Source organism: Arcticibacter sp. (genome assembly GCF_045629565.1).
GTDB lineage: Bacteria > Bacteroidota > Bacteroidia > Sphingobacteriales > Sphingobacteriaceae > Arcticibacter.
The window spans coordinates 41,598-66,045 of record NZ_JAZQRL010000104.1; the positions used below are offsets into that span (position 1 = coordinate 41,598).

Consider the following 24,448-nt stretch of genomic DNA (forward strand, 5'->3'; position numbering starts at 1 on the left):
ATTGGTGTTGTGGATTATAAACACAATACCCAAATGAACCCTATTGTTTTACCATAGTTTACGATTTGCCCTGGTCAAGCTCCCCCAAGTCTGAGACCAGCTTCGTCAGCACCTGTTTCAGCCTTTTTATATGCCGGTCGATCTCAATCGCCCGTCCCTGGTTTGCTTCTGCCAATTGAAGATTCCCGGCGTGCTCGTCATGTGTACGCATCAGCAGCAGCAGGTTGCGCCTTTCTTCGAGCATGCGAATAGACACCCATAATGATTCTTCGATACCCTCCACCTGTTCTTCAGCAAGCAGGCGCTCGGTATACACATGGCCGGTATGACACCGGTAACGATGCATGGGGTCATCCCTGACCGCCCATAGCCCACCGCCGCAATCCGGGCATATAAAGTCACTGCGATCGGCAATCTTTTTGAGTTCGTTCAAATCGGACATCATACCTGCTGTTAAATCTGCTTCAATTTTGAGTTCGACCGGAAGGGCCTGCTCCGGAGGAAGAGGCTGGCTCATCAGCACCTCAATTATCGCCGGAATTCTGGTGAGGCTGGCCTTATAATCGACCTCTATATTATTCAGGACACTCTGTGGCATATCTCCAAACGCTGCGTCTGATGGATCCTGCACGATACAAATGCCTCCCGCTTTTTTGATGGCCGCCATTCCGGAAGTGCCGTCATCCAATAAACCAGTTAAAATTATGCCGATGGTGCGGTGACTATATTGTACCGCTGCGGAACGGAACAACACATCAATGGATGGACGATATTTATTTTCATGCGGTCCTTGCGTGAGGTGGACATGCCCGTTCCTGATTAGCATATGCTGTTCCGGAGGTGCCAGGTAGAGGTGCCCCCTGCTGATTCTCGCACCGTCATACGCAACCTGACAATTTAGCGAAGTCTGCTTCTGAAATCCCTTAACAATCACGTCTGCGTTAGATTTTTTGGACAGGTGCAGCACAATAAGGACAGCAGCGTCCAAATCATCAGGCAATCCGGCGATAAGTGACGAAAGGGCAACTATACCGCCTGCGGATGCGCCCATAACAATGACATTTCTGAAATCTTCCATATACTCACTGACACTAATCGGCGGAGATGCCGAGATGTTTTAAATACACGTATAAAACACTACAAAATAAGTATAAGCACTGGAACATGGTGGATCAGCCAGGTATAATCAACCAAGCCGCAAATTTGGCAACAACAATGAAATTTGGCTGGATGTGCTACGGTTTCGCTGCACAAAACACCACACTTCGGGGAACAAATACACTGTTATTTTTATAAACATTCACGAATTAGGCACAAAACGCAACTTATGTGGTTTTTTGGCACGCGCTTTGTTCATAGAATAGTAGGTTTATAATTGGTTAGTTTGAGCACCTGCCCATCAGGTGCTTATTTTTTTTCCGAAACCTGCTTACCTAAGAGTTCTTCCAGTTTCGAGTGAAGCGCTTCTCCAGTCAGATTCTTAGCTAGAATAGTTCCGTCAGGACTTAATAATAAATTAGATGGGATAGCCCGCACACCATATAATTTTGCCGCCTCACTGTTCCAGAACTTTAGGTCTGATACTTGCGTCCAGGTTAACCGATCATCTTTGATCGCTTTGAGCCAGTTTTCTTTCTTTCGATCGAGGGATACCCCAAATACGTCGAAACCCTGGTCTTTATATTTCTGCCAGGCTTTCACCAGATTCGGATTTTCACGACGGCATGGGCCACACCAGGATGCCCAGAAGTCTACAAGAAGATACTTACCCCTATGATCAGAGAGCTTCACTGGTTGGCCATGTTGATCATTCAAAGTAAAGTCAGGTGCTTTTTTGCCGGGCTCTACGGTGCGTAATACGCCGCTTAGCTTTCTCAATTCTCTGGCATATTGAGTCTGTTGAAGCGATCGATCGAGAAGGCCCAGGTTCCGATCGATTTCATCAGGAGACAAACGATACGAAAAATGGCGGTAAAGGACATAGGCCGATACAATGGATCGGGGATTCGCGTTGATAAAACTGTCTATTTTCAGACTTTCGTCATCCAACTTCTTGTACTCATTAAACAAGTCTTGTGCCTTTGACCCGGTAACCGTGGACTTGCCGTAATACGAATCGGGTTTAAGATCCACTGAAATTCGTTCTGAATCAATGAATACATATAAAGGGTTCTGATTTTTATCGAGCGTTAATCCGTACAGTTCGGGCAGTTCTATTTTTGTATCTATCTGAAACCGGCCATTTTCCATTCTTGCAGAGTCGACGGTAAAGAACACCTTATCATCAAAACGCTGTAAATAAACATAACCAGAGCCTGTATCAGCCGCTTTCCCGGTGATGCTGACAGTGCTGACCTTTCCCTGGGCCAAACTGGCTCCGCCTTGCAGAAGCAGAGCCAGTAGGAATATCTTAAAAACCTTGCGCATTTTCATTGCTATATCAATCATTTAAGCGAGGGTTGTTGTTTACTTCGAGTTCTGGAATGGTAAACAAATAATAAGGACTATTTTCAACAAACGGAGTTTTATCGGGCAGTACCAGAACGGAGTGCCCGATACCAGGCACCTGCACGGTGTTGCCCTCTGCATTGGTAATCGTTACGTAAACCGGAGCGGGGTTTGCACCACCTGTGGTAAATGCCTTACGTGTTACTTTCCCCTGCGTTCGCAATATATCAGAAAGGGCAAAACCCTCTCCCCATAGTTCCTTCCGCCGCTCTATCAGGATAGCAGCTATAACTTCAGCCGGACCCTTACCAGCAGCATCCAGGAGCGTAGCGTTGCGGATAGTCCTCAATTCATTTAAACGTTGCGCAGCTTCAGAAAGAAAACCTCCTCTGGCTTTCGCCTCTGCTTCTATGAGAAGCATTTCAGACGATCTCATCAAAACAATATCGGCAGTTTGGTTTTGCCTGAACCTGAACTTCTGGTATCTTAAAGATCCTTCACGACCTTTGAGCCCATCCCATAAAAAGAGTTGGCTACGGATGTCATTTGCGTCGAACAAGTCTTTAAAATAAGGATCGGCCATGAAACTGTAATAGTAAGAAGAGGCCGAACTCACGTCAAGGAAATGGAAATTATAACTGGCATTGCTCTGATCAGTTGTTTGACCATGTCCCCAGATCCATTCACGGTTAGCCAGACTGTTGAATCCCTCTGCATAGTCAGCAGCGCTCATTAGCGGATACGCTTTGCGTGCTTCTGCAGCGCTTAGGGCTGCTTCTGTCCAGTTTCCGGTATTTAAATACGCTCTGGCAAGGAGACCATTGACCACATCTGCATTGATCTTATATTTGGCTGATGCCGGACGGTTGTATGTAGACAATAACCTCTTCGCATCATTAAGATCGGTTAATATCAGGTTGTAAACTTCCTTCAAGCTGGCTTTAGGGTTCCCCTCCGAAGTGGGTTTTGCAGACTCCGTGTACACCGGGACCGCCTTCGCCTCAGGGTCCTTCAAATACGTGAACTGATAAAAGGTAGCGAGGGTAAGATAACTGTTGGCCCGCAGTGCCAGGGCTTGCCCCTTAATCTGGTCCTTCTTTTCCTGGGAACCGACTGAAGCGTCAATTTTGGTGATGATATTATTGCAGTTATCAATCACTTTATAGAGAAGGGTCCAGAACGCAGAAACCCGGGTATCGGTATTAATCTGCATCTGGGTGAATGAATATGCCGCAGGAAACCCGTATTTCGAAGGGTTAATCACCGCATCGCTTCCCATCGCATCGCTTGTGCGCAGGATAGCCCCGTATCCCGGATTCGCATAGGTGAAATAGGTATCATTCATATAGCTCCAGGTACCGTTTAGAACTGTCTCAATATTTTCCACGGTAGTGAAGAGCTTATCTTCAGAAACTGAAGATGTAGGCGATGTGGATAATTCCTTTTCACAGCCGGTGATAAGGAAAAAAGGTATAGAGAAAAGGGCGATGTATTGTTTAAATATCCTTGTCATCTTGTAAGTCCTAATATGTTAAAATGTTAACTGTATGCCGGCGGATACAGACTTGATTGCCGGGTATCTGAAATAAGTAGTGCCGTCTATGACCTGCTCAGGGTCCATACCCTGGTGTCCGTAAAAAGTAAGCAGATTCTCACCTATCAGAGACACACTCAGATCGCTAATATTCAGACGGCCCAACAGAGACTTCGGCAGATGGTAGCGTAATGAAACGTTCTTGAGCCTGGCATACGAAGCATCATATAAGAACCGCGTAGAAAGCGAGTTCCAGTTGTTTGCCGTCGTAGATAGTGCCGGCACATCGGTATTCTTGTTTTCTGGTGTCCAACGGTTCAGCATTTCTTTACCCCATGCTCTGCCCGGAGAGTTACCGTTATGCAGAACCAGCACATAATCACGGTCAAGTACATATCCTCCCACGCTATAAGCAAGTAATGCGGAAAGCTCGAAATCAAACAGTCGGAAGGTATTGGTGATTCCACCGAAGAAGTCAGGAAGTGCGCTCTTACCCATATAGCTGGTCGCCTGGCCATATTGTGTAGTGATAACCTTACGGTTATCTGCCTCGGTACGGTACCACTGCGGACTCCCCGTCTCCGGGTTTACGCCCGCCCATTCCTTCAGGTAGAAGTCGTAGATAGACCCTCCCACGGTCAGGCGTTTGTTGCCATTATCGACGTATTGCTGGGGAAGGGCCGTGATCTTATTTTTATAGTGTGTAAGGTTTAGATCAAGTCCCCATCTGAAGTTTTTCGACAAAACAGGCACCGTGTTCAATTGTATCTCAAAGCCATTATTTTGGAGAGATCCGATATTGGCATCTATAGAACTGTAGCCGATAGAAGGCGCTTTCGGCTGCTTAAACAGCAAGTCTTTGGACCTTCTGCTGAAGAACTCGAATGTTGCCCCAAGACGATTGTTCAGAACCGAGATGTCCAAACCAACATTCAGGTTCAGGTTGGTTTCCCACTTGAGGTCGGGGGTAGCCAAACGGGAGGTCACTACTCCGTTTTCACCCAGGTTGTTGGATACGGCATAGAGGCCTTCGTATGCATAGTAAATACCTAGATTGTCATTCCCCTGACCTCCGTAACTCGCTCGCAGGGTCAGGAGATCAAGCCATGACTGGTTTTTAAGAAATGTTTCTTCGGAAGCTTTCCAGGAAGCACCCAGCGACCAGAATGTGCCCCAGCGTGCTGATGGCGAAAAGCGCGATGATCCGTCTGTTCTCAATGACCCTGAGAAAAAATACCGGCTTTTGTAATCGTATTCAGCACGGCCCAGGAAACTCAACAGCGCGTATTGATCAGAATATCCATTGAAGGAATTAAGCTGAGAGGCTGCGTCAGGCTCATAAAAATCGGGGAAGGCGAACCTTGAACGCGATCCGGAGATCTGTTTTCTGTTGAAGCTGTAAAATTCCTGCCCGCCCAAGAGATTCAGATGGTGATCGTCATTGAACCGCTTGTCATAAGTCAGAATATTATTGATCGTATAGGACAAGGTTCTGTAGTTACTTCGTGTAACAGATCCCTGGGTAGCCGCTCCTTCACCAACGGTCGGATTGATATAGTAATGGTCGTTCTGATTGGTTAAATCGGCGCTGTAGGTAGTCCTCAACTTCAGCTCAGGAAGGAACGTTGCTTCAAGGAAGGCCCTTCCTGAGAAATTATCCTTTGAGATTTCTGATTTGTCCAGGCCTACCGTACCTACCAGGTTGGTACGCGGACTAGCTGCTGAAGGCCGGTATTCACCATAATCCAGAACCTTTTTATTGGTTATCGGGTCAAGCTGATACGATCCATCCGCATTTCTCTTGTATACCGGATAGAAGTTAGCAACTATACGGCTGAAGTTAATAACGTTGGATGTCTGCGTATCTTCGGATTGCGGATAGTCTTGTTTGGAGTTTGCCGCACTGATATTCAGCCCGGCGGTCAACCATTTCTTAGCCTGCGTACTTACATTTACACGAGCATTATATCTCTTGAATCCTGAACCGATAGCCATTCCTTCGTCATTGAGATACCCACCGGAAATATAGTACTGCGATTTATCATTACCGCCACTGAAGTTAATATCGGCTTGCGTTCTTTTTCCTGTTCGGGTTAGCTCGTCCACCCAACTGTCATTCCATAACGGAGTGGCTCCAGACACCACTTTCCCATCGGGGCCTACAGGTTCAGGGAAAGCTGAACCATATGGATTAATACTCAGTGAGGGGACAAGGGTACGGCTCGCTGTCTGAGCAGCGTTGGCGGCAGAAACACCGTTAGCAAGTTGATTATTCCGGATGGCTTCCCAGGTCAGTTCAAAGTATTCGTTTGTACTTAAGTGCTCATAGTCCTTCACCGCGCGGGAGGAAAAACCCTGGGAGACATTTGCGCCTACCCTGGTTTCGCCGCTCCTCTTTCCCTGCTTGGTGGTAATGATAATTACGCCATTGGCACCCCTTGAGCCGTATAAGGCACTGGAGGCCGCATCCTTCAGAATACTGATCGAAGCGATGTCGTTCGGATTGATGGAAGCGAGGTCGCCGCTGAAAGGATTACCGTCGACAACATAGAGAGGAGCGCTCGATGCATTAACAGAACCTATTCCCCTGATCCTGATCGTCGCATCGGTTCCGGGCTGTCCGGACTGAGCCGTTGACTGTATTCCCGGAGCTACGCCTTGCAAGGCGCGGGCTATATTCGACACGGGCCTTTTTTCGAGTTCATCACCTTTAATGGAAGAAACCGAGCCTGTGAAATTGGACCGGTTTGCGGTCCCGTATGCTACAACGACCACCTCGTTCAGGGTATTGTTCGCCTGCTTCAGCTCGATAACCGCAGATACCTGACTGGCAGAAATCTCCCTGGTCTCGAAACCGATGAAGGTAAAACGAAGAATATCGTCATTTGAGCTTACCTGAATGGCGTACCGGCCATCTGCATCGGTTAGGGTTCCGTTTGCGGAACCTTTAACAGCGACGCTTACCCCGGGCAGGGGCTCCGATGTCCCGGCTTCGATGACGCGTCCCGTTATACGCCCCTGCTGGGCAGAAGCGCCATTAAAAGTTGTTACTATTAAACCGGTAAGGAGAAGTGCCGCAAGCAGCCTGCTCCTGAGCAAATAAAAAAGTTTCAATTCAGTAATATTAAAATGTAAGAAATCTATGTGTATATGGTATCAATGAAGGGATTCTACCGCTTCGGATCTGGCGGTCATTGCTGGAAAACAACACGATAGTGCTGTCTGGTGGATGATGTGGGATTGCATAGCTTGAATGACGTTTTTGTCTGATGGTGTTGCTGCCGTGTTGTCGAGATAAATTTCCATAAAGTCTAATTTTTGTACTTACACAGCTGATTGAGGAAAAAGCAGATTGGTGATTATTACGTTGGTATAAAAATCAATCTTCTTATCTATTCTGCTTGATAGCAGACAGGAATTAGCACCTTACACAAAATGGTTTCTGCAGGTTGCTAAGATTTCATAGGGCCTTTCCCTCCATCTTTCTGGATAAGCAATGTAAAGAACAGTGACTGCTGCAAATATATTGATTAATCTATAGAAATGATAGAGTTTGCATTTTATGAGAGAATTGTGACGCAGATCCCTTTTTTGTCGGGCACTGAGTTCTATTTTCGCACGAAATTGTATGAAGCAGATGAAAGAAGAAAGAGAAGTAATTCTAAAAGATCTATATGCGAACCCTGCACCTTTGGGATTGTTTGCATTCGGCATGACCACTGTGCTGTTGAATATTCATAATGCGGGTTTTTTTGCTCTTGACTCGATGATTCTGGCAATGGGAATCTTTTACGGGGGCGTAGCACAGGTGATCGCCGGGGTCATTGAAGCAAAAAAAAATAATACATTCGGATTTACAGCTTTTACTTCATACGGCTTTTTTTGGCTGACTTTTGTTGGTCTGCTGGTTTTACCTAAGCTGGGCCTGGCCGCTCCTGTATCGGTGAACGGATTGGTTGCCTATCTGTCCATGTGGGGCCTCTTTACTTTTCTTCTGTTTCTGGCAACGCTCAAACAAAGCAGAGCCCTACAGATGGTCTTTGGTTCTTTGACGCTCTTATTTATCTTGCTGGCGGTTGGTGATTATACCGGCAATGCGGGTATTAAGACTTTTGCCGGCTATGAGGGTATCGTTTGCGGATGTATAGCCATTTACACGGCTGCCGCACAGGTTTTGAATGAGGTGTGGGGAAAGGTAGTACTTCCGGTTTAATGAAATAAGATCCGTCAGATAAGTCCCTTCTGACGGATCTTATTTGCGAACCTAACAGACCCCGGAGGCGGGTTCGAACCGCCACTCACCATTTCCTCTTAAGAGCCTTAAGTTCTCTTTTTGTCAGCGATATGACCGAACCATGCCGTGGCTTGAAATCCATTTTTACTTCGTTGTCGATAACCCGAAAATTTTGAAGGTCTTCACTGCGGGAGAACTGGAAGCTATGTGCTTTGAAGAGATCGTACATCATGATATAGCTGTTTGAGTGATTCAGTTTAAATATCGCAGAGCCCTCTACCTCTTCTTTAGTCGGTTGCAGATAGCGATCATTTTCCTGCCATTTTCCTGAGGTGAGGGAGGTTGTGGTTGCCACCTTTATGCCCGAACCGTCAGCGCCCCCGGTTTTGCGGAACAGGAAATAGACGCCGTCCTTTTTGATGATATCGCCATCAATGTTGAACGCCGGCGACCTGGGGATAAACAAGGGTACCGGCTCACTAATCAGGTCGGTGAAATCCTGGTTAGCGTAGGCATAATAGATTATATCGTGCTGCTCACCGTGTTTCATTGACCAATACACCATGTATTTACCGGCTTCATTATCATAGATTGTTTGTGGAGCCCACACGCGTTTCAGATCCTCCTGCCCCTCATACTTTTGCTGAATGTTGATCACATTGGACGTCCAGTTTATCAAATCACGGGATTTCATCAGGATGAGCGCCCGGTTGGATTCCCATCCTTTGGATGAGGCCATATCCGTGACGACCATATAGAACGTCTTTCCATCTTCGCTCCTCAGCATATGCGGATCGCGGACTCCCCCACTTGAGCTGATCGTTTTTGAATCAATAACCGGCTTATTATTGTTCAGGGCAGAATAATTGAAGCCGTCATTGCTGACAGCAAAGTGTATTTGTTCCTGCTCAATTCTATTCCCGGTAAAATATGCGAACAGATATGCAGTGCTCTGTGCCTTGAGATCAGAGGCAGGCAGCAGGACGAATAAACCGCAGAGGATCATCAGCGAACGCCTCATCTTATATGTGTATTTCACTTATTTGCGAATCTTAAAACGGTAAAGGAATAGGGTTGCAACTCGAGCGTGTTATTTTTCGAAGCGACAAAATCAGTAATCACAGGTTTCACAGCGGTATCGGCCGGATTTCCGGATAGTACGGTTTTGGATATTTTCGTACCGTGGAACTTTATCCCTGCGAGGTCGAGCTCGGCATGAACAGGTACCGGAAGGATATTCACCATTTTGATGATAAGATCGTTTGACTGACTATCTCTTACTACCGAATAGGCAATCCGCTTCCGAATGTTTTCTGACTGATCCGAGAGTGTAACGGCTGCCGGAATATAGCGATCGCCGGCATGCTGTCCGTAAAGCTGCTGCACATAGTATCCGATTGTCGGCTTAATTTCTGTGTTGGTAAAATAGACCAGATCGGGGTTCCACTGGGTGTGTCCTTCTTTGGCCAGCAGAGGAGCGTAGGAGGTCATATGTACGATATCTCCGTTTCGTTCGAGTGACGTGAGATAGGCGGCCTCTGCCAGAGCTGTTTCTAAGTTCGTTCTGTTCTTTCCGGGCAGGCTGGCAGCATATTCGCCTAAGTAAACCTTGGATTTAGACCGGTCGTATTTATCATAAAAATTCTGGTTGTTGATAAACCAGCCGGGTGACTGGTAATAATGTTCGTCGATCACCGGAATATCAAGCTCTGAAGCGATTTTCCAACCTTCAACATAATCTGTTCCTTCAAAGAACGGACCGGCTGTGCCAATTATAGTGATTTCGGGATGGGCTTTGCGAAGCGCATGATAGATCATTTCAAAACGCTCCCTGAACACTTCTGTTATCAGATCTTCGTTACCTATGCCGATATATTTCAGGTTGAAAGGCTTCGGATGTCCGGCTTCTGCACGTTTTCTTCCCCAGGTGGTGTTTACTCCTCCGTTGGCATATTCGACCAGATCAAGGATATCCTGAACGTATTCTCCCATTTCGCTCATTGGAATACCACCCTGCTGGCCACCACCACCGTGAGAGGAATTTTGGCATGGCACTCCGGCCGCCAGCACCGGCACGGGTTCGGCCCCTACATCTTCGCAAAACTGGAAATATTCAAAATAACCGAGCCCCATGCTCTGATGATAATTCCAGAGGTTACGATCAGGTACGCGTGTTTCCAGTGGCCCTATCGAATTCTTCCACTTGTAAATATTGTCAATACCATCTCCGTGTGCTACACAACCACCGGGAAAGCGAATAAAACGCGGATGGATATCAGCGATGACCTTTGCAAGATCTGGACGAAGGCCGTTTTTACGTCCCTTGAAGGTCTTCTGCGGAAAGAGGGAAACCATATCTAATGCATAACTTCCAGCTTGTAAAGGTTGTAATTCCAGACGCACGTCAGACGCGTCACCTGATGCCCTAAGCGTCGTCTTCAGAAGCTTCCATTGAGAAGAAGAAAGGGTTACCGTAGCTTTGGCCAGCACCCCCTGTCTTTCACTCACCAACCTGACTTCCAGCTTTCCTCCTGCTTTTTCAAGCTGCCTGGCGAACATGGAAAAATGATAGGCTTCGCCTTTTTTAACGGCAATACCGTCAAAGCCGGTATTGATCAGTGCAGCGCCAGGCCGTTCCGCGGTGAATACGGCATAATGGGGATTATTAGCATGCAGGGAATGTACCGAATCTACTGTGAACCTTGCCTCCCCCCCTGCGACGCTCCATGCGTAAGTACTGGTCCATTCATTATCCCTGTATTTTTTATCTGCCGGATGGTATTCAAAGCCGCGGTTCTGAATCAGTTCAGCGTATAGACCGCCATCCGCCGCGTAATTGATATCTTCAAAAAAAACGCCCATAAGCATATCACTGATAGGCTTAGCCGCCTGAGGCTGTAGAACGAACTTTGCGTCTATGGCTTTTAGGCCCGCAAAACGCTGCGGGTCCTGACTGGTTGTTTCGGCATTTAAAGCCGCATTATATTGTTGCAACTGGTAGCTTTTCAGCAGGCCATCGACAACTCTCCAGGAAACGCGATGAATCTGACCTTCATGTTTTTCTCCTGCGAACGTGACGATGACACTTTGGTTTTTATATGGGGAGGATGGAACTTCTTCAGCAGCGGTGTACGTTTTGAAATCCCAGGTTGTTGTTTGAAAATATTTGTTCTGAGAATCGGTATAGACGATGAGATAGGTTTGGGAATCCTTGTCGTAAGAAATGACCGGCTTCAGGACGTTCTTTCCTTTTTCGAGATAAGGATAGCTTTGCGGCCCCCAGCTGATCAGATCGTTGGATCCTGCATGGGCGAATTGCAGCGTACGGTCGTTGAGACTCCATACGGCCTGCCATCTGCCGTCTTTCCCTTCGATTAAATATGGCGTATACATCTTCTTCTCACTTCCCCATGCGCCGTAATCACTCTTCAGGTAGGGGTGGCCGTTACCTATAGAAGTCCAGTTTTGCTTATCCTGACTCCAGGCAAAGCGCAATCCGTTGGTGCCGTAAGAAAACAAGTAAACCGAGTCGGGCTGGTCAAAAGCCATGGTACTAATGGAAAAGTCGCAGGCTAGAAGGAAAAAGAGAACGAATCTCAGCGGTCTGAATTTTTTGGTCATGGGAAATTGGTATAACTAAAAATAGCATTTAAAATCAATTGTTGAAGTAACAGTTATCGATGGCCGTTATGAATAAGTAAAAAAGGGCTAGACAGGATTTTTTCTGGTTCTATTTTTGATGTGGTATGTTGAAACATCTATGTATCATGAAAAGAATTATTCTGATCTGCCTGTTCATGGCCGGCGCAACGCTGCGTGTTAGCGCTCAGCATATTCAAAAAGTGGAAATCAGCAGCAGGGACGTCCCTCAGGCTGTTCTGAGTAAGTTCAATAGCACCTTCCCCAAAGCCAGCGATGTCGAATGGAAGAAAAAAGGCAACGAGTATTACGTTTCTTTCGACATGAGCAGAGTAGATCATCATGCTACTTTTAGCAGTAGCGGTGTGCTTCTGGAAAGGGGCCGGGAGATCCGCGTATCTCAGTTACCTTCAGCAATCAGGGCGGTAGTAAAAAGAGACCATCCAAAGCATAAAATCGACGAGGTTCATACAATGGTCAAGGGCGGGGTAACCAATTACAAGGTCAGCCTGGACGGCGTTCCTGACCGCAAAGTAATTTACTCTGCCGCAGGCAAAGTGTTGAAGGACGAGGTCGACGACTAATCGCTAAATCACATCTACCAAATAAACATTTATGGAAAACAGTCAGAAATACGCGCTAATAACAGGCGCTACCAGCGGCATAGGATATGAGCTGGCGAAATTATTTGCAAAGGATAAGTTCAACCTGGTTATCGTGGCCCGCGATACAAGTGCACTTGAGCGTGTCGCCACCGAATTACAGACCGGGGGCATACAGGTGCATACCATCGCAAAAGACCTTTTTTTAAGACAGAGCGCCCGCGAGATCTATGATGAAGTTCGGTCGAAAGGTATTCATATTGACGTTCTGGTCAACGATGCGGGACAAGGTTACTATGGGAAATTTGAGGATACCGACCTGGAGAAGGAAATCGATATCATCGAACTGAACATCATCTCCTGCATCACGCTCACCAAGTTGTTTTTAAAAGACATGCTGGCAAAGAATGAAGGCAAAATTTTAAACGTAGGTTCGATAGCAGGAGAAGCACCCGGACCCTATCAGTCTGTTTATCACGGGACAAAAGCTTTCGTTAATTCTTGGTCGGCAGCGATACGAAACGAACTGAAAGACTCAAACATATCCGTTACTGCTTTGCTACCGGGTGCTACGGACACCGATTTCTTCAATAAAGCGGAAATGCAGGATTCGAAGATTCTGGATTCAAAACTCTCGAAACCGGAAGATGTTGCCCAGGACGGCTATGAGGCTTTGATGTCTGGCGATGATAAAATCATCTCCGGAATGAAGAACAAAATACAGGTTGCGATGGCTAACGTATTACCGGATAGCATGGCCTCCGAAACGATGGGCAAACAACAGGAGCCCAAAGATAACGGCTAAAACGCTTCGTTTACCAGTTCCATATTCACCATAGCACCGGCAATGGCGCCGGTGTTAACGGCACTTGCAATTGAACGCATTGGAGATGAATTGTCGCCACAGGCGTACACTCCCGGAACGGATGTTTTCTGCATGGGGTCCACACGGATATGTCCGTTCTCCGTCATCTCGCAACCAAGCATTTGTGGGATATCGGAATGTTGTTGGAATGGGATGGCTGCATATAACGCGCTTAATTGCACTTGTTGGCCATCATCCAGAACCAGACTGCTCAGCTGCCCATTTCTATGTATAATCTCGACTATCCCACTTTCTATGAGGGACACCTTTGACTTTTCCAACCTCTGCCATTGTTGGGAATCGAGAGAAGCCCTGCCATTGGTGAATACAGTTAAGTCTTTGGTGAGGTTATGAACCAATCCCGCCAGATGTACTGCTTTATCGCCGTTTGCGAGAATACCGGTTTTTTTGCCGCGGAATTCGTAGCCGTGACAGTATGGACAGTGTATTACCGAGATTCCCCAGGCCTCCGAGAAACCTTGAATATCGGGCATATGATCTTTAATACCGGCAGCGATGATGAGCTTTTTTGCGTCAAAGTTAAGTCCCGACTCCGTTTCTATATGAAACCCTTCCTCCCGTTTGCTCCCGGCTGTGACTATTCCGTTTAAGAATTCAACGGTCTCATACTGCTCCACCTGTTGCCTTGCCACCTTAGCGATCTCCCCGGGAGTCTTTCCATCCTGCGTCAAAAAATTATGAGAGTGGGGGGTCTGCCTGTTGCAAGGTAACCCGCTGTCTACAACCAATACCCGTCTTAATGAACGGCCCAGTGCCATTGCAGCGGAGAGCCCCGCATAACTACCACCAATGATGATTGCCTCATATAACCTCTCTTTTTTCATAAGCTAATGTTCGATAACGATAATCAAATAGTCCCTTTGACGTCAAAGTTAAGATCTATTCTATCTATTGCAACATTGTGGCAGAAAATATTTTTGTATTTCCCGTAGGGGTTTAAATTCTTTTCGTTGTCACACTTCAAAAATCACAGAAATGATAAGACAGTATACCTCCTTCTTTAAAACCGCAATTGCTGGTCTGCTATTCATTCAGGCAGCAAGAAGCGAAGCTCAATTGCCTAAAACCGATAAAATACATATTGGCATAGTTTATCCGCTGAGTACAAACGGAACAAATGCTCCTGCAGATACCAATCATTTTTCGTTGCACTTGATAGCGGGAGTTTCCGCTGCGGAAGAAGGACTCGCCTTTGCAGGGCTTTCCAACTTTGTCAGGCACAGATTAACCGGCTTAGCGCTTTCCGGATTTTCCAATCATATAGGCGGCAGAGCAAACGGCTTACTTCTCGCCGGGTTTTTAAATACTTATGGTGATTCGAAGGGATTACAGCTTGCGGGGTTCAGCAATGTGGCAAGGGGCAGCGCAGAAAGCGCGCAGTTTGCAGGCTTCTTCAACCTGGCAAGAGAGATAAAAGGCGCGCAGTTTGCCGGGTTCGCCAATGTTTCGAAAGGAGTACAAGGCACCCAGGTCTCCGGGTTCACGAATGTGGCGAAGGAGATTCAGGGTTCTCAGGTTTCTGGTTTCGCGAATGTTGCAGAAAATGTCTCGGGCTCGCAAATAGGTGGTTTTGCAAACGTCGCGAGAAAAGTAAAAGGCGTACAGCTGGCCGCTTTTATTAACGTTGCCGACAGCAGCGACCATCCGATAGGTATTATCAACATCATCAGAAATGGAGAGAAAAGCATTGGATTAAGTATAGATGAAACCCAAACAACGCTCCTCTCCTTTCGGTCAGGAGGCAAAAAGCTTTATGGAATCATAGGTGCGGGATATCATTTCAAAGACATCGATGACGAGATGTACGCGTTCGAAGCGGGATTCGGTGTGCATTTCTCGCTAAGTAGTTCATGGCGTATCAACACAGAGATTGCCAGCCTGTATATGGACAATTTCCGTTCAGGGGAGTATTTTAAGTCGGGTCTAAGAATGATGCCAGCATGGCGGCTTGGCAAGAACATCGAAATTTTTGGTGGTCCAACCCTTCAATTTATCAGCACCAATACGCTTTGGGGTGAAACCCTTGTGGACCATTACCTCTGGAAACGGGAGAGCAGTTCGAGCAGAGACTACTTTCAGGGCATATATATAGGCTACACCGGCGGATTGCATTTTATTTTTTAACGAATAATAATAATCACATAAAACCAACATCCATGAAAACTTTACTATTTATCGGCTTTTTTGCAGCTGCTCTTAGTTCGTGCACGAAAGAGCGGTTAACGGCCAATGGGAATAAGATTACCGATATACGGACACCAGGTACATTTGACGGCGTATCCAGCAGCGGATCAAACACGGTGTACATTACCCGCGGTCAGGAATTCCATGTAGAGTTAAGAGGATCTTCCAATCTTTTAAGCAGCTTTGAAACAAAGGTGAGGGGAAACACACTTGAGCTGGGGTATAAAAATGCAAGCGTGAGTGATGACGACATAGAAGTCTATATTACCATGCCGGAAGTACAATTCCTGGCGCTAACCGGAAGTGGGGAAATGAGTGTGCGAGGAGATTTCCCCGCCCAGGAAAAGTTCAGTCTCCGTATCAGCGGTTCGGGAGATATCGATTTCCAAGGCACGCTGGAAGTAAAAAATGCTGACATCGATCTTTCAGGGTCTGGGAGGGCTGAGCTAGAGAACCTGCGTACAGAGAACGCTGATGTCGACATTTCGGGTAGTGGTAATGTGAAACTTACCGTGTCGGACCATTTAAGGGCGCGTATTAGTGGCAGCGGACATGTTTACTATAGAGGTAACCCTGAGTTAGATTCCCGAGTTACGGGCAGCGGCAAGGTTGTGAAGTTTTAAGGCCATTGCGCGATTTGAAAACGCAAAGACGAACAAGAACCTTCCCATTTGATTCCGTTTCATGTTCTTAACTGAAATATTTTATCAAAAATCTCTAAGTTTGGGACGAAACTTACAAAGTGGAATCAACAGTCGCTGCTTCAGTATACCAGGCACCGTTCGATGACGACAATGCGTTTGAACGCTTGTTTAAGGAACATTTCAAAGCCTTACACTCTTACGCCAACGTCATGCTGCGCGACGAAGATCTGGCGGAAGAAATGGTACAGAACGTTTTCCTCAGGCTATGGGAGCGGCGGGAGCAGTTGAGCGTGCAGACCTCTGTAAAGGCCTACTTGTATAAGATGGTACACAACGATTGCCTCAATTATTTCAAGCACAATAAGACGAAGGCGAAATACGAGACTTATGTGATCCATACGATAGACGGAAAGACAAACAGTGCGGCCCACAAACTGGAACTTGGAGAGCTTGAGCATCGCCTTGCCGAAGCGTTGGACGACCTTCCGCAACAATGCCGCACCATTTTTCAGATGAGCCGTTTTGAGGAGTTAAAATACAAAGAAATTGCCAGTCACCTGGGAATCTCGGTAAAGACCGTGGAAAACCAGATGGGCAAGGCGTTGAAAATAATGCGGGTTAAGTTGGCTGACTTCCTACCGCTGGTAACACTCTGGCTGGTCGACAAATTTTTATAAGGGACATGGACGACGAACTTTTGGTTAAATATCTTTTAAAAGAAACCCGTCCGGACGAAGACAGGCAAGTTGAGTTATGGCTGGCGGCCAGCGAAACCAACCGTAAGCAATTCAGGAATCTGGAGCTGATCTGGAATACGAGTAAGAAACTGGCAAAGACGAGCACCATCGATGAAAACGAGGCTTGGAAACGCTTCCAGACAAAGGCTGGCAGCACTACTCAAAAAGCACCTGTAAAACTTTGGGCAAGGTACGGCTGGATGAAAATAGCGGCTGCACTGGTGCTTTTATGTGGAGCATGGCTGATACTTAGCAAGATAGGCAATAATGACAAGACGCTCACCGCCTACCAGGAGACACTGACTCAAGTTCTGCCAGACGGCTCCAACGTTACATTAAACAAAAATTCAGTGCTCTCCTACTCATATGCTGCTGATGGCGGGAACAGAAACGTCAAACTGGAGAAGGGGGAGGTGTTTTTCAGCGTTGCTACTGACAAACAAAGACCGTTCATCATAGCGGCGGACGGGGTAGAGATTGAGGTGATCGGAACCTCCTTTAACGTTAAACACAATGAATCGCTCACAGAGGTTATTGTTGAAACAGGAATTGTGAAGGTGAGCTTAGGAAAGCAGTCAGTTGTGTTGCACAAAGATGAAAAAGTTACTGCAAAAGCGGGGAAACTCAAAGTCTTGAAAAACACCGACCAGCTCTACAACTATTATCGCAGCAACGAGTTCGTAGCCGACCAGACTCCACTCTGGCGCCTAGTGCAGGTACTTAATGAAGCTTACCAGGCAGAGATCAGGATTGAAAACCCAGCATTAAGGAACGTGAAACTAACGACACGCTTCCAAAATGAATCACTTGATGGCATACTTCAGATCGTTAGCGAGACATTGCAGTGTGAGGTGATCAAGCAAGACAACGCTTACATTTTAAGATAGCGAGATGAAGGCAAATCTATTCCTTGTGTTGCTTGCCTTCTTTTTTGTACCGACGTTTGCGCAGCACACCTCTCCGGTTTATCGTTCGAATTTGTTGCGCAACATTTCATTGAACATCAATAAGGAAACACTCGGGAGTACACTCGACAGAATCAGCGAACAAGGAGGTTTTCACTTTTCATATGCCGGAGATTTCCTGCAAAAAGACAGCGTTATCTCACTTTCAGTGCAAAACAAAACCATTCGGGAAGTCCTTGAACAACTGTTCCAGGGAAATGTAGATTTTAAAGAAAGCAGGAATTACATTATTCTGAGGCCGGCATCCCGTCGGTTCTCAGTAGTCCCCGAAAACATCTATACGCGAAAGAAGCTTTATGAGATTGAAGGATATGTTTATGACGAACAAAGCGGCAAAACCGTAAAAGATGCAAGCGTATATGAGAAAAAGCTATTAAGATCAACGCTTACCGATAAGAACGGCTATTTTAAATTAAAATTCAAAAAAGCAGAGGAAGGCATTGTTCTCACAGTGAGTAAAAACAACTTCCGCGACACCAGTCTGCAGTTTCTCTCGGTGATAACGGTGAGCCCTCCAGGTTATAAGGAGAACGATTCAGATGCCGGGGCTTCAAACCAGGTGGAGCGTTCTCGTTTCGGACGCTTTCTCACCTCTTCACGGCAAAGGATACAAAGTTTAAATATTCCGGATTTTATTGCCAACAGTCCCTTTCAAGCCTCGCTACTGCCGGGAATAAGCTCCCACGGGATGCTGAGCTCCCAAATAGTAAACAAAGGCTCGCTGAATGTATGGGGCGGCTACACAGCAGGCGTTGACGGTGTTGAAATTGGCGGCATATTCAACGTCAACAAAAAGGATGTAAGGAAATTGCAGGTTGCCGGTGTGCTGAACATCGTAGGAGGATCAGTGAAAGGGGTGCAGGCCGGCGGATTGGCAAATGTTGTGTTAGACAGCGTGGAGGGAGTGCAGGCTGCGGGACTCGCTAACACGGTTAAAAAGGCTATCAGCGGCGTTCAGGCCGCAGGAATTGTTAATGCCGGACTCGACAGAATGGACGGGGTACAGGCCGCAGGCGTTGCAAACTTTGTTAGAAAGTCAGTCCGCGGAACACAGGTTGCCGGTGTAGCCAACATCAATGGAGGTAGCCTTAGCGGTTTGCAAGTTGCCGGCGTTGCAAACCTTATGAGAGAGTCAGTCCGCGGAACACAGGTTGCAGGTGTAGCCAATATCCATGGAGGTAGCCTTAGGGGTTCACAAATTGCTGGCGTTCTTAACTATTCTAAGATGATGCATGGCACACAGATCGGTTTGATCAACGTAGCCGACAGCTCTTCGGGCCTAGGTATCGGGTTGTTAAATCTGGTTAGAAAGGGTTATCACAAGATCAGCATTTCCAGTAATGAAGTATTGAATTCCAACATCAGCATCAAGACGGGAAATGCAAAGTTATACACGATAATAATCGGGGGAATGAACGTTTCGACCTCAGAAAAGGTCTATTCCGCCGGAATAGGCTGGGGTCATGATTTTATCTTCAACCCTCGTCTGTCTCTAGCTGCCGAGGTATCAACACAGTTTCTTTATCTGGGCAAACCGGTTAATAACCACTACCTGTATAAAGTGCAAACACACCTGCAATTCATGGCCACAAAGGGAATTACACTTTTTGCCGGCCCTTCCTATTCCGTTTACTATAGTAAGGCTATTGGGATAGCTGAAGATGGATATAAGAGTCGGATTGCTCCTAAATACAGCCGGTCATTTTCTACAAATGCAAGAGGCTGGATCGGCTGGAATATAGGACTTACGCTGATGTAAGTCCTATTGCTGCTTCTTTAACTATTTTTAAGCGCTTCAGCTACAACCTGAGAAAGCGGTGTCGTCTTATGCCCTATGAGGCGGGAAAGCTCATGGCCATCGTCAAATAAATCGCCCTTTGAGGCAGATACATCCCATCCGGCAATTGCATGAGAAAGACTTTCAGGTATGCCGAATTCCATAAGGGCTTTAGCATATTCAGCTTCCGGCATATTGACGTAAGGAATATTTTTTCCGGTCTGTTTGGATATTTCAGCAGCCAGGTCACTCAGCGTCCATGCTTCTTCACCGGCAAGTTCGTATACCTGGGCCTTATGACCTTCAGTAGTTAGTACTGCTACAGCCGCCTCGGCATAATCTGCCCTTGTGGCTGACGAAATCTTCCCTTCTCCCGCAGAACCGATGAGCGCACCACCGGCGAGTGCACCAGGAATGGAACCTGTATAGTTTTCAGTGTACCAACCGTTTCGTAATACCGTGAAAGAAATTCCTGACTCCCGCAATGCCGCTTCTGTGGCCAGGTGCTCCGCCGCCAGACTAAGTGTGGAAGTGTCCGCATGAAGAAGGCTGGTATAAACAATCCACTTCACACCATTCTTCTTCGCAGCATCAATTACATTGCGGTGCTGTACTGCGCGTTTCCCAACTTCACTTCCTGATATAAGCAGCAGTGTGTCTATTCCCGCCAAAGCGGATTCGAGCGTTTCGCGTTCGTTATAGTCGGCCTCCCGTGTTTCTACGCCAAGGGCAGACGCTTTTTGACTGGAACGGGCAAGAGCAACTACATCGTTTCCTTTCCCCAGATCTTTAAGCTTAGAAACCACCAGTTGTCCCAGGTGCCCGGTGGCTCCGGTTATCGCGATTTTCATATGTTGAATTTTAGGTAACGTACCAGAATTTAAGGTAAGCAAATATCAGTATGTTTCAACGTATAACTTTGCTCAAAATTAACAGCACCCGGATTTATGAATACTTCTCTGCCTTGTTCAGTATTTGTCTCACCGAAACCTTCTACAAAGCCCTCAGACACCTTCTTGAATATGACCGGTCTTTCTGACCTGGCTCCTTCAGCGTTGAACACATACCTGGCCGACAAAATATCATCTTTGTATTCTCCGGTGAAGGTGCCTTTGGATCTGTCCTTTTCCCAAAAGTTGTAGACCAGGCTCCCGTTGATTTGATTGCCTCGTACCTCGGTAATCGCAAGCTGAATCGTGTCTCTTTTGATCACTGCGATGTAGCAGCCTTTTAGGGGCTCTTCGGGAGGTGTTGTACCCGAAGTCATAGCCGTCTTGCCATGATTGGCATTACCGCAGCTTGATGTGAACAACGCCGCTGCCAGCAAAAGAAAGCTGACTTTAGGAACATGTTTGATTTTCATAGCAATAAATGGGTCAAATGCAATGCCAGTTTCACAGCAAGTTGTCTGCTTTCGCGGCAAAATGTCCATGCTGTGACCTACCCGGCAACCTGTCACTTAAAAAGTTGGTGCCTGAATTACCCAATCCAAACCAACAATTGGGTAACCAGGACTTAGTATTATCTGGTAACCCCGATACTTGAGGTTGCACCCTGCCATACAGCCGTAAACTTCTGACCGTTATGCTCTCCGTTCGTCTTTTCGAAGCTGCTAAGCTCCAGGACGTACGTGCCGGGCCACAACGGAATGAACGAGATACCACCATGAGCATCTGTGATAAACTCTTTACTCCAGCCTTCGGGAGAAGATACGGATACCGGTTTATTCGCTACAGGCCGACCGTTGAGCACAGCTTTAAGCTGCACAGGTGAGTTCACTTTATAGTTCTTCGCTTCATTCGCAGCCACGTTAATGGAGTTAGGAATGGACAGGTGATCGATGGCATTTGATCTACCTACAGCAACCACGGCCACTGACGAGAACTCATACTTCGTTGTTCCGCCAAGATCCTTTGCCTCATGACTCACTGTCAACAGGTAAACGCCATCCTGTTCAGGTGTAAAACTGGCGGAGTAGAAGTTAGTTCCAGCTGTGGTATTCAACTTCACTTTCTCCTTTCCGGGTACTGTAAGCCAGAGCGCAAAGTCTTTTACATCAGAGTACCATTTCCCCGTTTCTTCCAATTCTTTGGCGGCGTATTCGCCGTAGAAAACTTTCACTTCGTGGGGCTGCCCTTTTTTTCCGCTACTTGATGTCTCTATCCAGAGCGCATGAGCATACAGGTTTACGGTGCCTGCAGTTAAAAAGACCAGCATTAATAATGTTTTCAGATTGTTCATTTCGTTTTTGTTAAGATTAATTACCTGCCGTTTTTCGGCGTTGCAGCTGCTGCCTGTAGTATCTGACCAGACGGCTTCATTACCGCCCGGGTACCATCCTTATTTACCGGCGTCTTTTTTTTGTTCTTTTTTCCATATTTACGCCCCCACCAGACCAGAAAGCCGGTGACAGGCAGAGAAGCGCCAATGAGTGAAGCCAGAAAGGCAAGCACTTTTCCGGGGAAACCCAGAATACTCCCTACATGGATATCGTAGTTCATCTTTCTCAACTTCGTACCGAATGACGCCTCCTCGTAATCGGTAGCGTATACATCCTTACGCTCCAGCTGCTTCAATGTATGTTGGTCGAACGTATAACCTTTGTTATTATAAAATTGCCCTGCACTGGGATAAATAGTGATATCGATGGTGGCCTTCGCTTTCGCACTATCAGCAAAGCTGTAGTAAAAACCACCGGCCTTTGGATGTTTGGTGATTACCCTTTCCCAGGCGATATCCATCGCTTGCTCGGGAGTATAGTATTTATTGGCTTGTGAAGAGTCAGACTGCAAACGCTCGTATGGAACCAGCGTTTGTCCACCGGAGGTTACCCAATATAACCCCTCGCTATACCATTTGATGCCATAGACCATTCCGGTTAATGAGATAGCCAGAAGGAATAACAGCGAATAAAAACCTAAAACATTATGCAGATCCAGGTTCACCCGCTTGAAGGAAGCCCCCCATTTGATTTTAAAACTTTTTTCCTTGGCGGTTTTGTTCCACTTCTTTGGATACCACCAGATAAGACCGGTTATCAAAAGCACCACAAAGACCAATGTCCCGTAATTCACAATGGGTCTCCCTATCTCAAAGGGAAGCCAAAGGAAGCGGTGACCGTTCAAAATAAAACGGAAGAAATCAGTCTCGCCCTTCTTATGTATCTGCTGGCTAACCACTTCTCCTGTATAAGGATTTAGCTTCAGCGTAGTCCCCCCGCCTCGTCTACCTTGTTCCTTTGCGCCCCTCAGGTTGATATTAATGGTACGTCCCTGTTGATACATGGCATACGACACTTTTTTATCCGGGTGAAGCTGGAGGGCGATGCTGCTGAGTTGCGAGGGCTTCAGAACAGGTTTGTCTTGCTTCTCCATCCGGGTTTCGGGCTCTAAAAGAGCAGTGATTTCCTCGTTGAATACCCAGATACACCCTGTAATACACACGATGAACACGATAATTCCGGAGATAAGCCCCAGCCAGAGATGCAGCCAGTTGTTTACCTTCTTAAATGTGGAAGTTGCCATGGTTTTGACTAATATTTAAGGGCGTTTATCGCAGTAATTGTTCCTCCCTCAACCTTCAATCCACGCTTGGCAGCACCAATTTCCGCGTCGAAGATGTAGACGTAGCTTCCTTCACTGGCAGTTGTAATTCCAATATATCCCGTCTTGCCATCGCCTGGTGAATAGTTATTGATGGTTGTTGTTTTCGTAATATCGTCTGGAAGACCGGTTACCCACTTAAATTTTTTATTGATCACATCAGCTACGGCGAATTTTCTGGCAATGCCCTCCAGGGACTTCGGTTGAGGGTACATCTGCAGAATGAAGATCCCATTACCGAGATACGATTGAGCAGCGATGTGATGACCGCCAGACTCCTGCTCCACATTGAAGAAGTAGCCTTGATCAAATTCGGTTGTTCCTTTCAGGATACGAACAATAGCCGAGGGTTTGGTAGACGTAGGGACGTTGTTGTTTGTTGCCGCTGCAGGAGAAAAGGCGTAGGCGTCACCATTCTCTGTTTCAACCAGGCCGTTATTAAAATATGCGCCGATATAGCTGGTACGGTTATCCTTTATTACCTTCTCAAGCTCAAGTTCGGGATAAGAGAATACCGCTACCCATGAGCTGTCTGGATATGCTGTTCCAAATGCGTCAGGGGCCTTTCCTTTGATGCTCATATATGGCAGAAATAGCTTGTCGCCCACTTGAGTAGCCCATGTAAAGTGTGCCCGTTCACCGTTCCCTGCCAGCTGAACAATATTTACTTGCTTCTCCCCTACAATCTGGTATTTGCGGGCATCGACGCGGAACATGGAGGCAAATTCATTACCAGATCTTGGCACTTTGACGGTCAGGACATCATCCATTACAGGAGCAAATACTTGTACCGTCTCACTCTGAAAGTTACTGAGCTTGGTTAACGTCCCAGTGGAATCGAGGCGATAACTTGTAACTGCGCCCGGGTTACCCTGACCATAGAGCATGCTAAAAAACCTGTTCTTGTGGGTTATATAGTAACGATAAGAGCCATCCTGTTCAAGTCCGTTACCCTGCGTGGTGATCATGCCCTCTTCCAGGCTATTGGCAGTAAGCAGGTAATCAGCAATTCCTGTGGTTCCAATCGGTGTGGCGGAGATGATATATTTTGTTGCTCCGGTGAGCTCGGAGTCGGTATCATCCATATTCAGGTATTCTAGCTCGGGATCGCAAGCCGTAAAAAGGCTGAGCATACAGCATGCAAAAAATAGGTGTAAATGTATAGTCTTCATTATTATTATTTTTTGAGATTGTTG

The 24,448-nt window shown here is 46.6% G+C and carries 20 protein-coding genes and 1 riboswitch; of the genes, 8 read left to right on the forward strand and 12 right to left on the reverse strand.

The genetic code is table 11. The features are described from left to right. Positions 1-58 precede the first annotated feature (58 nt). The 4 genes from ACKI5J_RS13950 to ACKI5J_RS13965 form a co-directional block, all read right to left on the reverse strand. Positions 59-1,078, reverse strand: coding sequence for a chemotaxis protein CheB (locus tag ACKI5J_RS13950; protein WP_407430098.1), 1,020 nt, complete (start codon positions 1,076-1,078; stop codon positions 59-61). A gap of 329 nt (positions 1,079-1,407) precedes the next feature. Beyond that, on the reverse strand, positions 1,408-2,448 hold the full coding sequence (locus ACKI5J_RS13955; RefSeq protein WP_407430099.1) for a redoxin domain-containing protein: 1,041 nt from the start codon (positions 2,446-2,448) through the stop codon (positions 1,408-1,410). Continuing rightward, positions 2,441-3,961 (reverse strand): RagB/SusD family nutrient uptake outer membrane protein, encoded by a 1,521-nt coding sequence (locus tag ACKI5J_RS13960; RefSeq protein WP_407430100.1) that lies wholly within the window; start codon positions 3,959-3,961, stop codon positions 2,441-2,443. The genes ACKI5J_RS13955 and ACKI5J_RS13960 overlap by 8 nt, the downstream gene beginning before the upstream one ends. Before the next feature lie 18 nt (positions 3,962-3,979). Further along, positions 3,980-7,096 (reverse strand): SusC/RagA family TonB-linked outer membrane protein, encoded by a 3,117-nt coding sequence (locus tag ACKI5J_RS13965; protein WP_407430101.1) that lies wholly within the window; start codon positions 7,094-7,096, stop codon positions 3,980-3,982. A gap of 271 nt (positions 7,097-7,367) precedes the next feature. Then, positions 7,368-7,478, reverse strand: a riboswitch (SAM riboswitch). 141 nt (positions 7,479-7,619) lie between these two features. Here ACKI5J_RS13965 and ACKI5J_RS13970 point away from each other — a divergent pair. Further along, entirely contained in the window at positions 7,620-8,195 is a 576-nt protein-coding gene (locus tag ACKI5J_RS13970; protein WP_407430102.1) for an acetate uptake transporter, read from the forward strand. Positions 8,196-8,280: 85 nt separating this feature from the next. On the opposite strand, the gene ACKI5J_RS13975 is transcribed toward ACKI5J_RS13970, so the two are convergent. Both ACKI5J_RS13975 and ACKI5J_RS13980 read right to left on the reverse strand, forming a co-directional pair. Then, the gene (locus ACKI5J_RS13975) at positions 8,281-9,237 is read right to left on the reverse strand and encodes a glycoside hydrolase family 43 protein (RefSeq protein WP_407430103.1); all 957 of its coding nucleotides are present in this window, start codon (positions 9,235-9,237) and stop codon (positions 8,281-8,283) included. A gap of 14 nt (positions 9,238-9,251) precedes the next feature. Further along, the gene (locus ACKI5J_RS13980) at positions 9,252-11,837 is read right to left on the reverse strand and encodes an alpha-L-arabinofuranosidase C-terminal domain-containing protein (protein WP_407430104.1); all 2,586 of its coding nucleotides are present in this window, start codon (positions 11,835-11,837) and stop codon (positions 9,252-9,254) included. A gap of 146 nt (positions 11,838-11,983) precedes the next feature. Here ACKI5J_RS13980 and ACKI5J_RS13985 point away from each other — a divergent pair, with 146 nt between their 5' ends. Then, entirely contained in the window at positions 11,984-12,439 is a 456-nt protein-coding gene (locus ACKI5J_RS13985) for a PepSY-like domain-containing protein (RefSeq protein WP_407430105.1), read from the forward strand. Between the two features lie 31 nt (positions 12,440-12,470). Further along, positions 12,471-13,262: an SDR family NAD(P)-dependent oxidoreductase gene (locus ACKI5J_RS13990; RefSeq protein ID WP_407430106.1), complete on the forward strand. Its 792-nt coding sequence runs from the start codon at positions 12,471-12,473 to the stop codon at positions 13,260-13,262. Here ACKI5J_RS13990 and ACKI5J_RS13995 read toward each other — a convergent pair. Further along, complete coding sequence (locus tag ACKI5J_RS13995; RefSeq protein WP_407430107.1) at positions 13,259-14,167, reverse strand: NAD(P)/FAD-dependent oxidoreductase; 909 nt, start codon at positions 14,165-14,167, stop codon at positions 13,259-13,261. The two genes, ACKI5J_RS13990 and ACKI5J_RS13995, sit on opposite strands and share 4 nt — an antisense overlap. A 151-nt stretch (positions 14,168-14,318) precedes the next feature. Here ACKI5J_RS13995 and ACKI5J_RS14000 point away from each other — a divergent pair, with 151 nt between their 5' ends. The 5 genes from ACKI5J_RS14000 (at position 14,319) to ACKI5J_RS14020 (ending at position 19,632) form a co-directional block, all read left to right on the forward strand. Next, a complete protein-coding gene (locus tag ACKI5J_RS14000; protein WP_407430108.1) occupies positions 14,319-15,467 on the forward strand; it encodes a hypothetical protein in 1,149 nt (382 codons plus the stop codon). Between the two features lie 32 nt (positions 15,468-15,499). Continuing rightward, the gene (locus tag ACKI5J_RS14005; RefSeq protein WP_407430109.1) at positions 15,500-16,150 is read left to right on the forward strand and encodes a head GIN domain-containing protein; all 651 of its coding nucleotides are present in this window, start codon (positions 15,500-15,502) and stop codon (positions 16,148-16,150) included. A gap of 119 nt (positions 16,151-16,269) precedes the next feature. Continuing rightward, on the forward strand, positions 16,270-16,848 hold the full coding sequence (locus ACKI5J_RS14010; RefSeq protein ID WP_407430110.1) for an RNA polymerase sigma-70 factor: 579 nt from the start codon (positions 16,270-16,272) through the stop codon (positions 16,846-16,848). 5 nt (positions 16,849-16,853) lie between these two features. Continuing rightward, the gene (locus ACKI5J_RS14015; protein WP_407430111.1) at positions 16,854-17,795 is read left to right on the forward strand and encodes a FecR family protein; all 942 of its coding nucleotides are present in this window, start codon (positions 16,854-16,856) and stop codon (positions 17,793-17,795) included. A 4-nt stretch (positions 17,796-17,799) separates the two neighbouring features. Next, positions 17,800-19,632, forward strand: a complete 1,833-nt coding sequence (locus tag ACKI5J_RS14020; RefSeq protein WP_407430112.1) for an STN and carboxypeptidase regulatory-like domain-containing protein — start codon at positions 17,800-17,802, stop codon at positions 19,630-19,632. A 17-nt stretch (positions 19,633-19,649) separates the two neighbouring features. On the opposite strand, the gene ACKI5J_RS14025 is transcribed toward ACKI5J_RS14020, so the two are convergent. From ACKI5J_RS14025 to ACKI5J_RS14045, 5 genes are all read right to left on the reverse strand, one after another. Beyond that, complete coding sequence (locus tag ACKI5J_RS14025) at positions 19,650-20,501, reverse strand: SDR family oxidoreductase (RefSeq protein WP_407430113.1); 852 nt, start codon at positions 20,499-20,501, stop codon at positions 19,650-19,652. A 29-nt stretch (positions 20,502-20,530) separates the two neighbouring features. Next, positions 20,531-21,013 (reverse strand): hypothetical protein, encoded by a 483-nt coding sequence (locus ACKI5J_RS14030; protein WP_407430114.1) that lies wholly within the window; start codon positions 21,011-21,013, stop codon positions 20,531-20,533. Between the two features lie 158 nt (positions 21,014-21,171). After that, complete coding sequence (locus ACKI5J_RS14035; protein ID WP_407430115.1) at positions 21,172-21,891, reverse strand: DUF4198 domain-containing protein; 720 nt, start codon at positions 21,889-21,891, stop codon at positions 21,172-21,174. A gap of 20 nt (positions 21,892-21,911) precedes the next feature. Further along, complete coding sequence (locus ACKI5J_RS14040; protein WP_407430116.1) at positions 21,912-23,174, reverse strand: PepSY-associated TM helix domain-containing protein; 1,263 nt, start codon at positions 23,172-23,174, stop codon at positions 21,912-21,914. A gap of 8 nt (positions 23,175-23,182) precedes the next feature. Then, on the reverse strand, positions 23,183-24,424 hold the full coding sequence (locus tag ACKI5J_RS14045; protein WP_407430117.1) for a DUF4374 domain-containing protein: 1,242 nt from the start codon (positions 24,422-24,424) through the stop codon (positions 23,183-23,185). Between the last annotated feature and the right edge of the window lie 24 nt (positions 24,425-24,448).

Coding starts and splice junctions, on each gene's coding strand:
- ACKI5J_RS13950 (WP_407430098.1), bottom strand. CDS start 1,078: ATGGAAGATTTCAGAAATGTCATTGTTATGGGCGCATCCGCAGGCGGT.
- ACKI5J_RS13955 (WP_407430099.1), bottom strand. CDS start 2,448: ATGATTGATATAGCAATGAAAATGCGCAAGGTTTTTAAGATATTCCTA.
- ACKI5J_RS13960 (WP_407430100.1), bottom strand. CDS start 3,961: ATGACAAGGATATTTAAACAATACATCGCCCTTTTCTCTATACCTTTT.
- ACKI5J_RS13970 (WP_407430102.1), top strand. CDS start 7,620: ATGAAAGAAGAAAGAGAAGTAATTCTAAAAGATCTATATGCGAACCCT.
- ACKI5J_RS13975 (WP_407430103.1), bottom strand. CDS start 9,237: ATGAGGCGTTCGCTGATGATCCTCTGCGGTTTATTCGTCCTGCTGCCT.
- ACKI5J_RS13980 (WP_407430104.1), bottom strand. CDS start 11,837: ATGACCAAAAAATTCAGACCGCTGAGATTCGTTCTCTTTTTCCTTCTA.
- ACKI5J_RS13985 (WP_407430105.1), top strand. CDS start 11,984: ATGAAAAGAATTATTCTGATCTGCCTGTTCATGGCCGGCGCAACGCTG.
- ACKI5J_RS13990 (WP_407430106.1), top strand. CDS start 12,471: ATGGAAAACAGTCAGAAATACGCGCTAATAACAGGCGCTACCAGCGGC.
- ACKI5J_RS13995 (WP_407430107.1), bottom strand. CDS start 14,167: ATGAAAAAAGAGAGGTTATATGAGGCAATCATCATTGGTGGTAGTTAT.
- ACKI5J_RS14000 (WP_407430108.1), top strand. CDS start 14,319: ATGATAAGACAGTATACCTCCTTCTTTAAAACCGCAATTGCTGGTCTG.
- ACKI5J_RS14005 (WP_407430109.1), top strand. CDS start 15,500: ATGAAAACTTTACTATTTATCGGCTTTTTTGCAGCTGCTCTTAGTTCG.
- ACKI5J_RS14015 (WP_407430111.1), top strand. CDS start 16,854: ATGGACGACGAACTTTTGGTTAAATATCTTTTAAAAGAAACCCGTCCG.
- ACKI5J_RS14020 (WP_407430112.1), top strand. CDS start 17,800: ATGAAGGCAAATCTATTCCTTGTGTTGCTTGCCTTCTTTTTTGTACCG.
- ACKI5J_RS14025 (WP_407430113.1), bottom strand. CDS start 20,501: ATGAAAATCGCGATAACCGGAGCCACCGGGCACCTGGGACAACTGGTG.
- ACKI5J_RS14030 (WP_407430114.1), bottom strand. CDS start 21,013: ATGAAAATCAAACATGTTCCTAAAGTCAGCTTTCTTTTGCTGGCAGCG.
- ACKI5J_RS14035 (WP_407430115.1), bottom strand. CDS start 21,891: ATGAACAATCTGAAAACATTATTAATGCTGGTCTTTTTAACTGCAGGC.
- ACKI5J_RS14040 (WP_407430116.1), bottom strand. CDS start 23,174: ATGGCAACTTCCACATTTAAGAAGGTAAACAACTGGCTGCATCTCTGG.
- ACKI5J_RS14045 (WP_407430117.1), bottom strand. CDS start 24,424: ATGAAGACTATACATTTACACCTATTTTTTGCATGCTGTATGCTCAGC.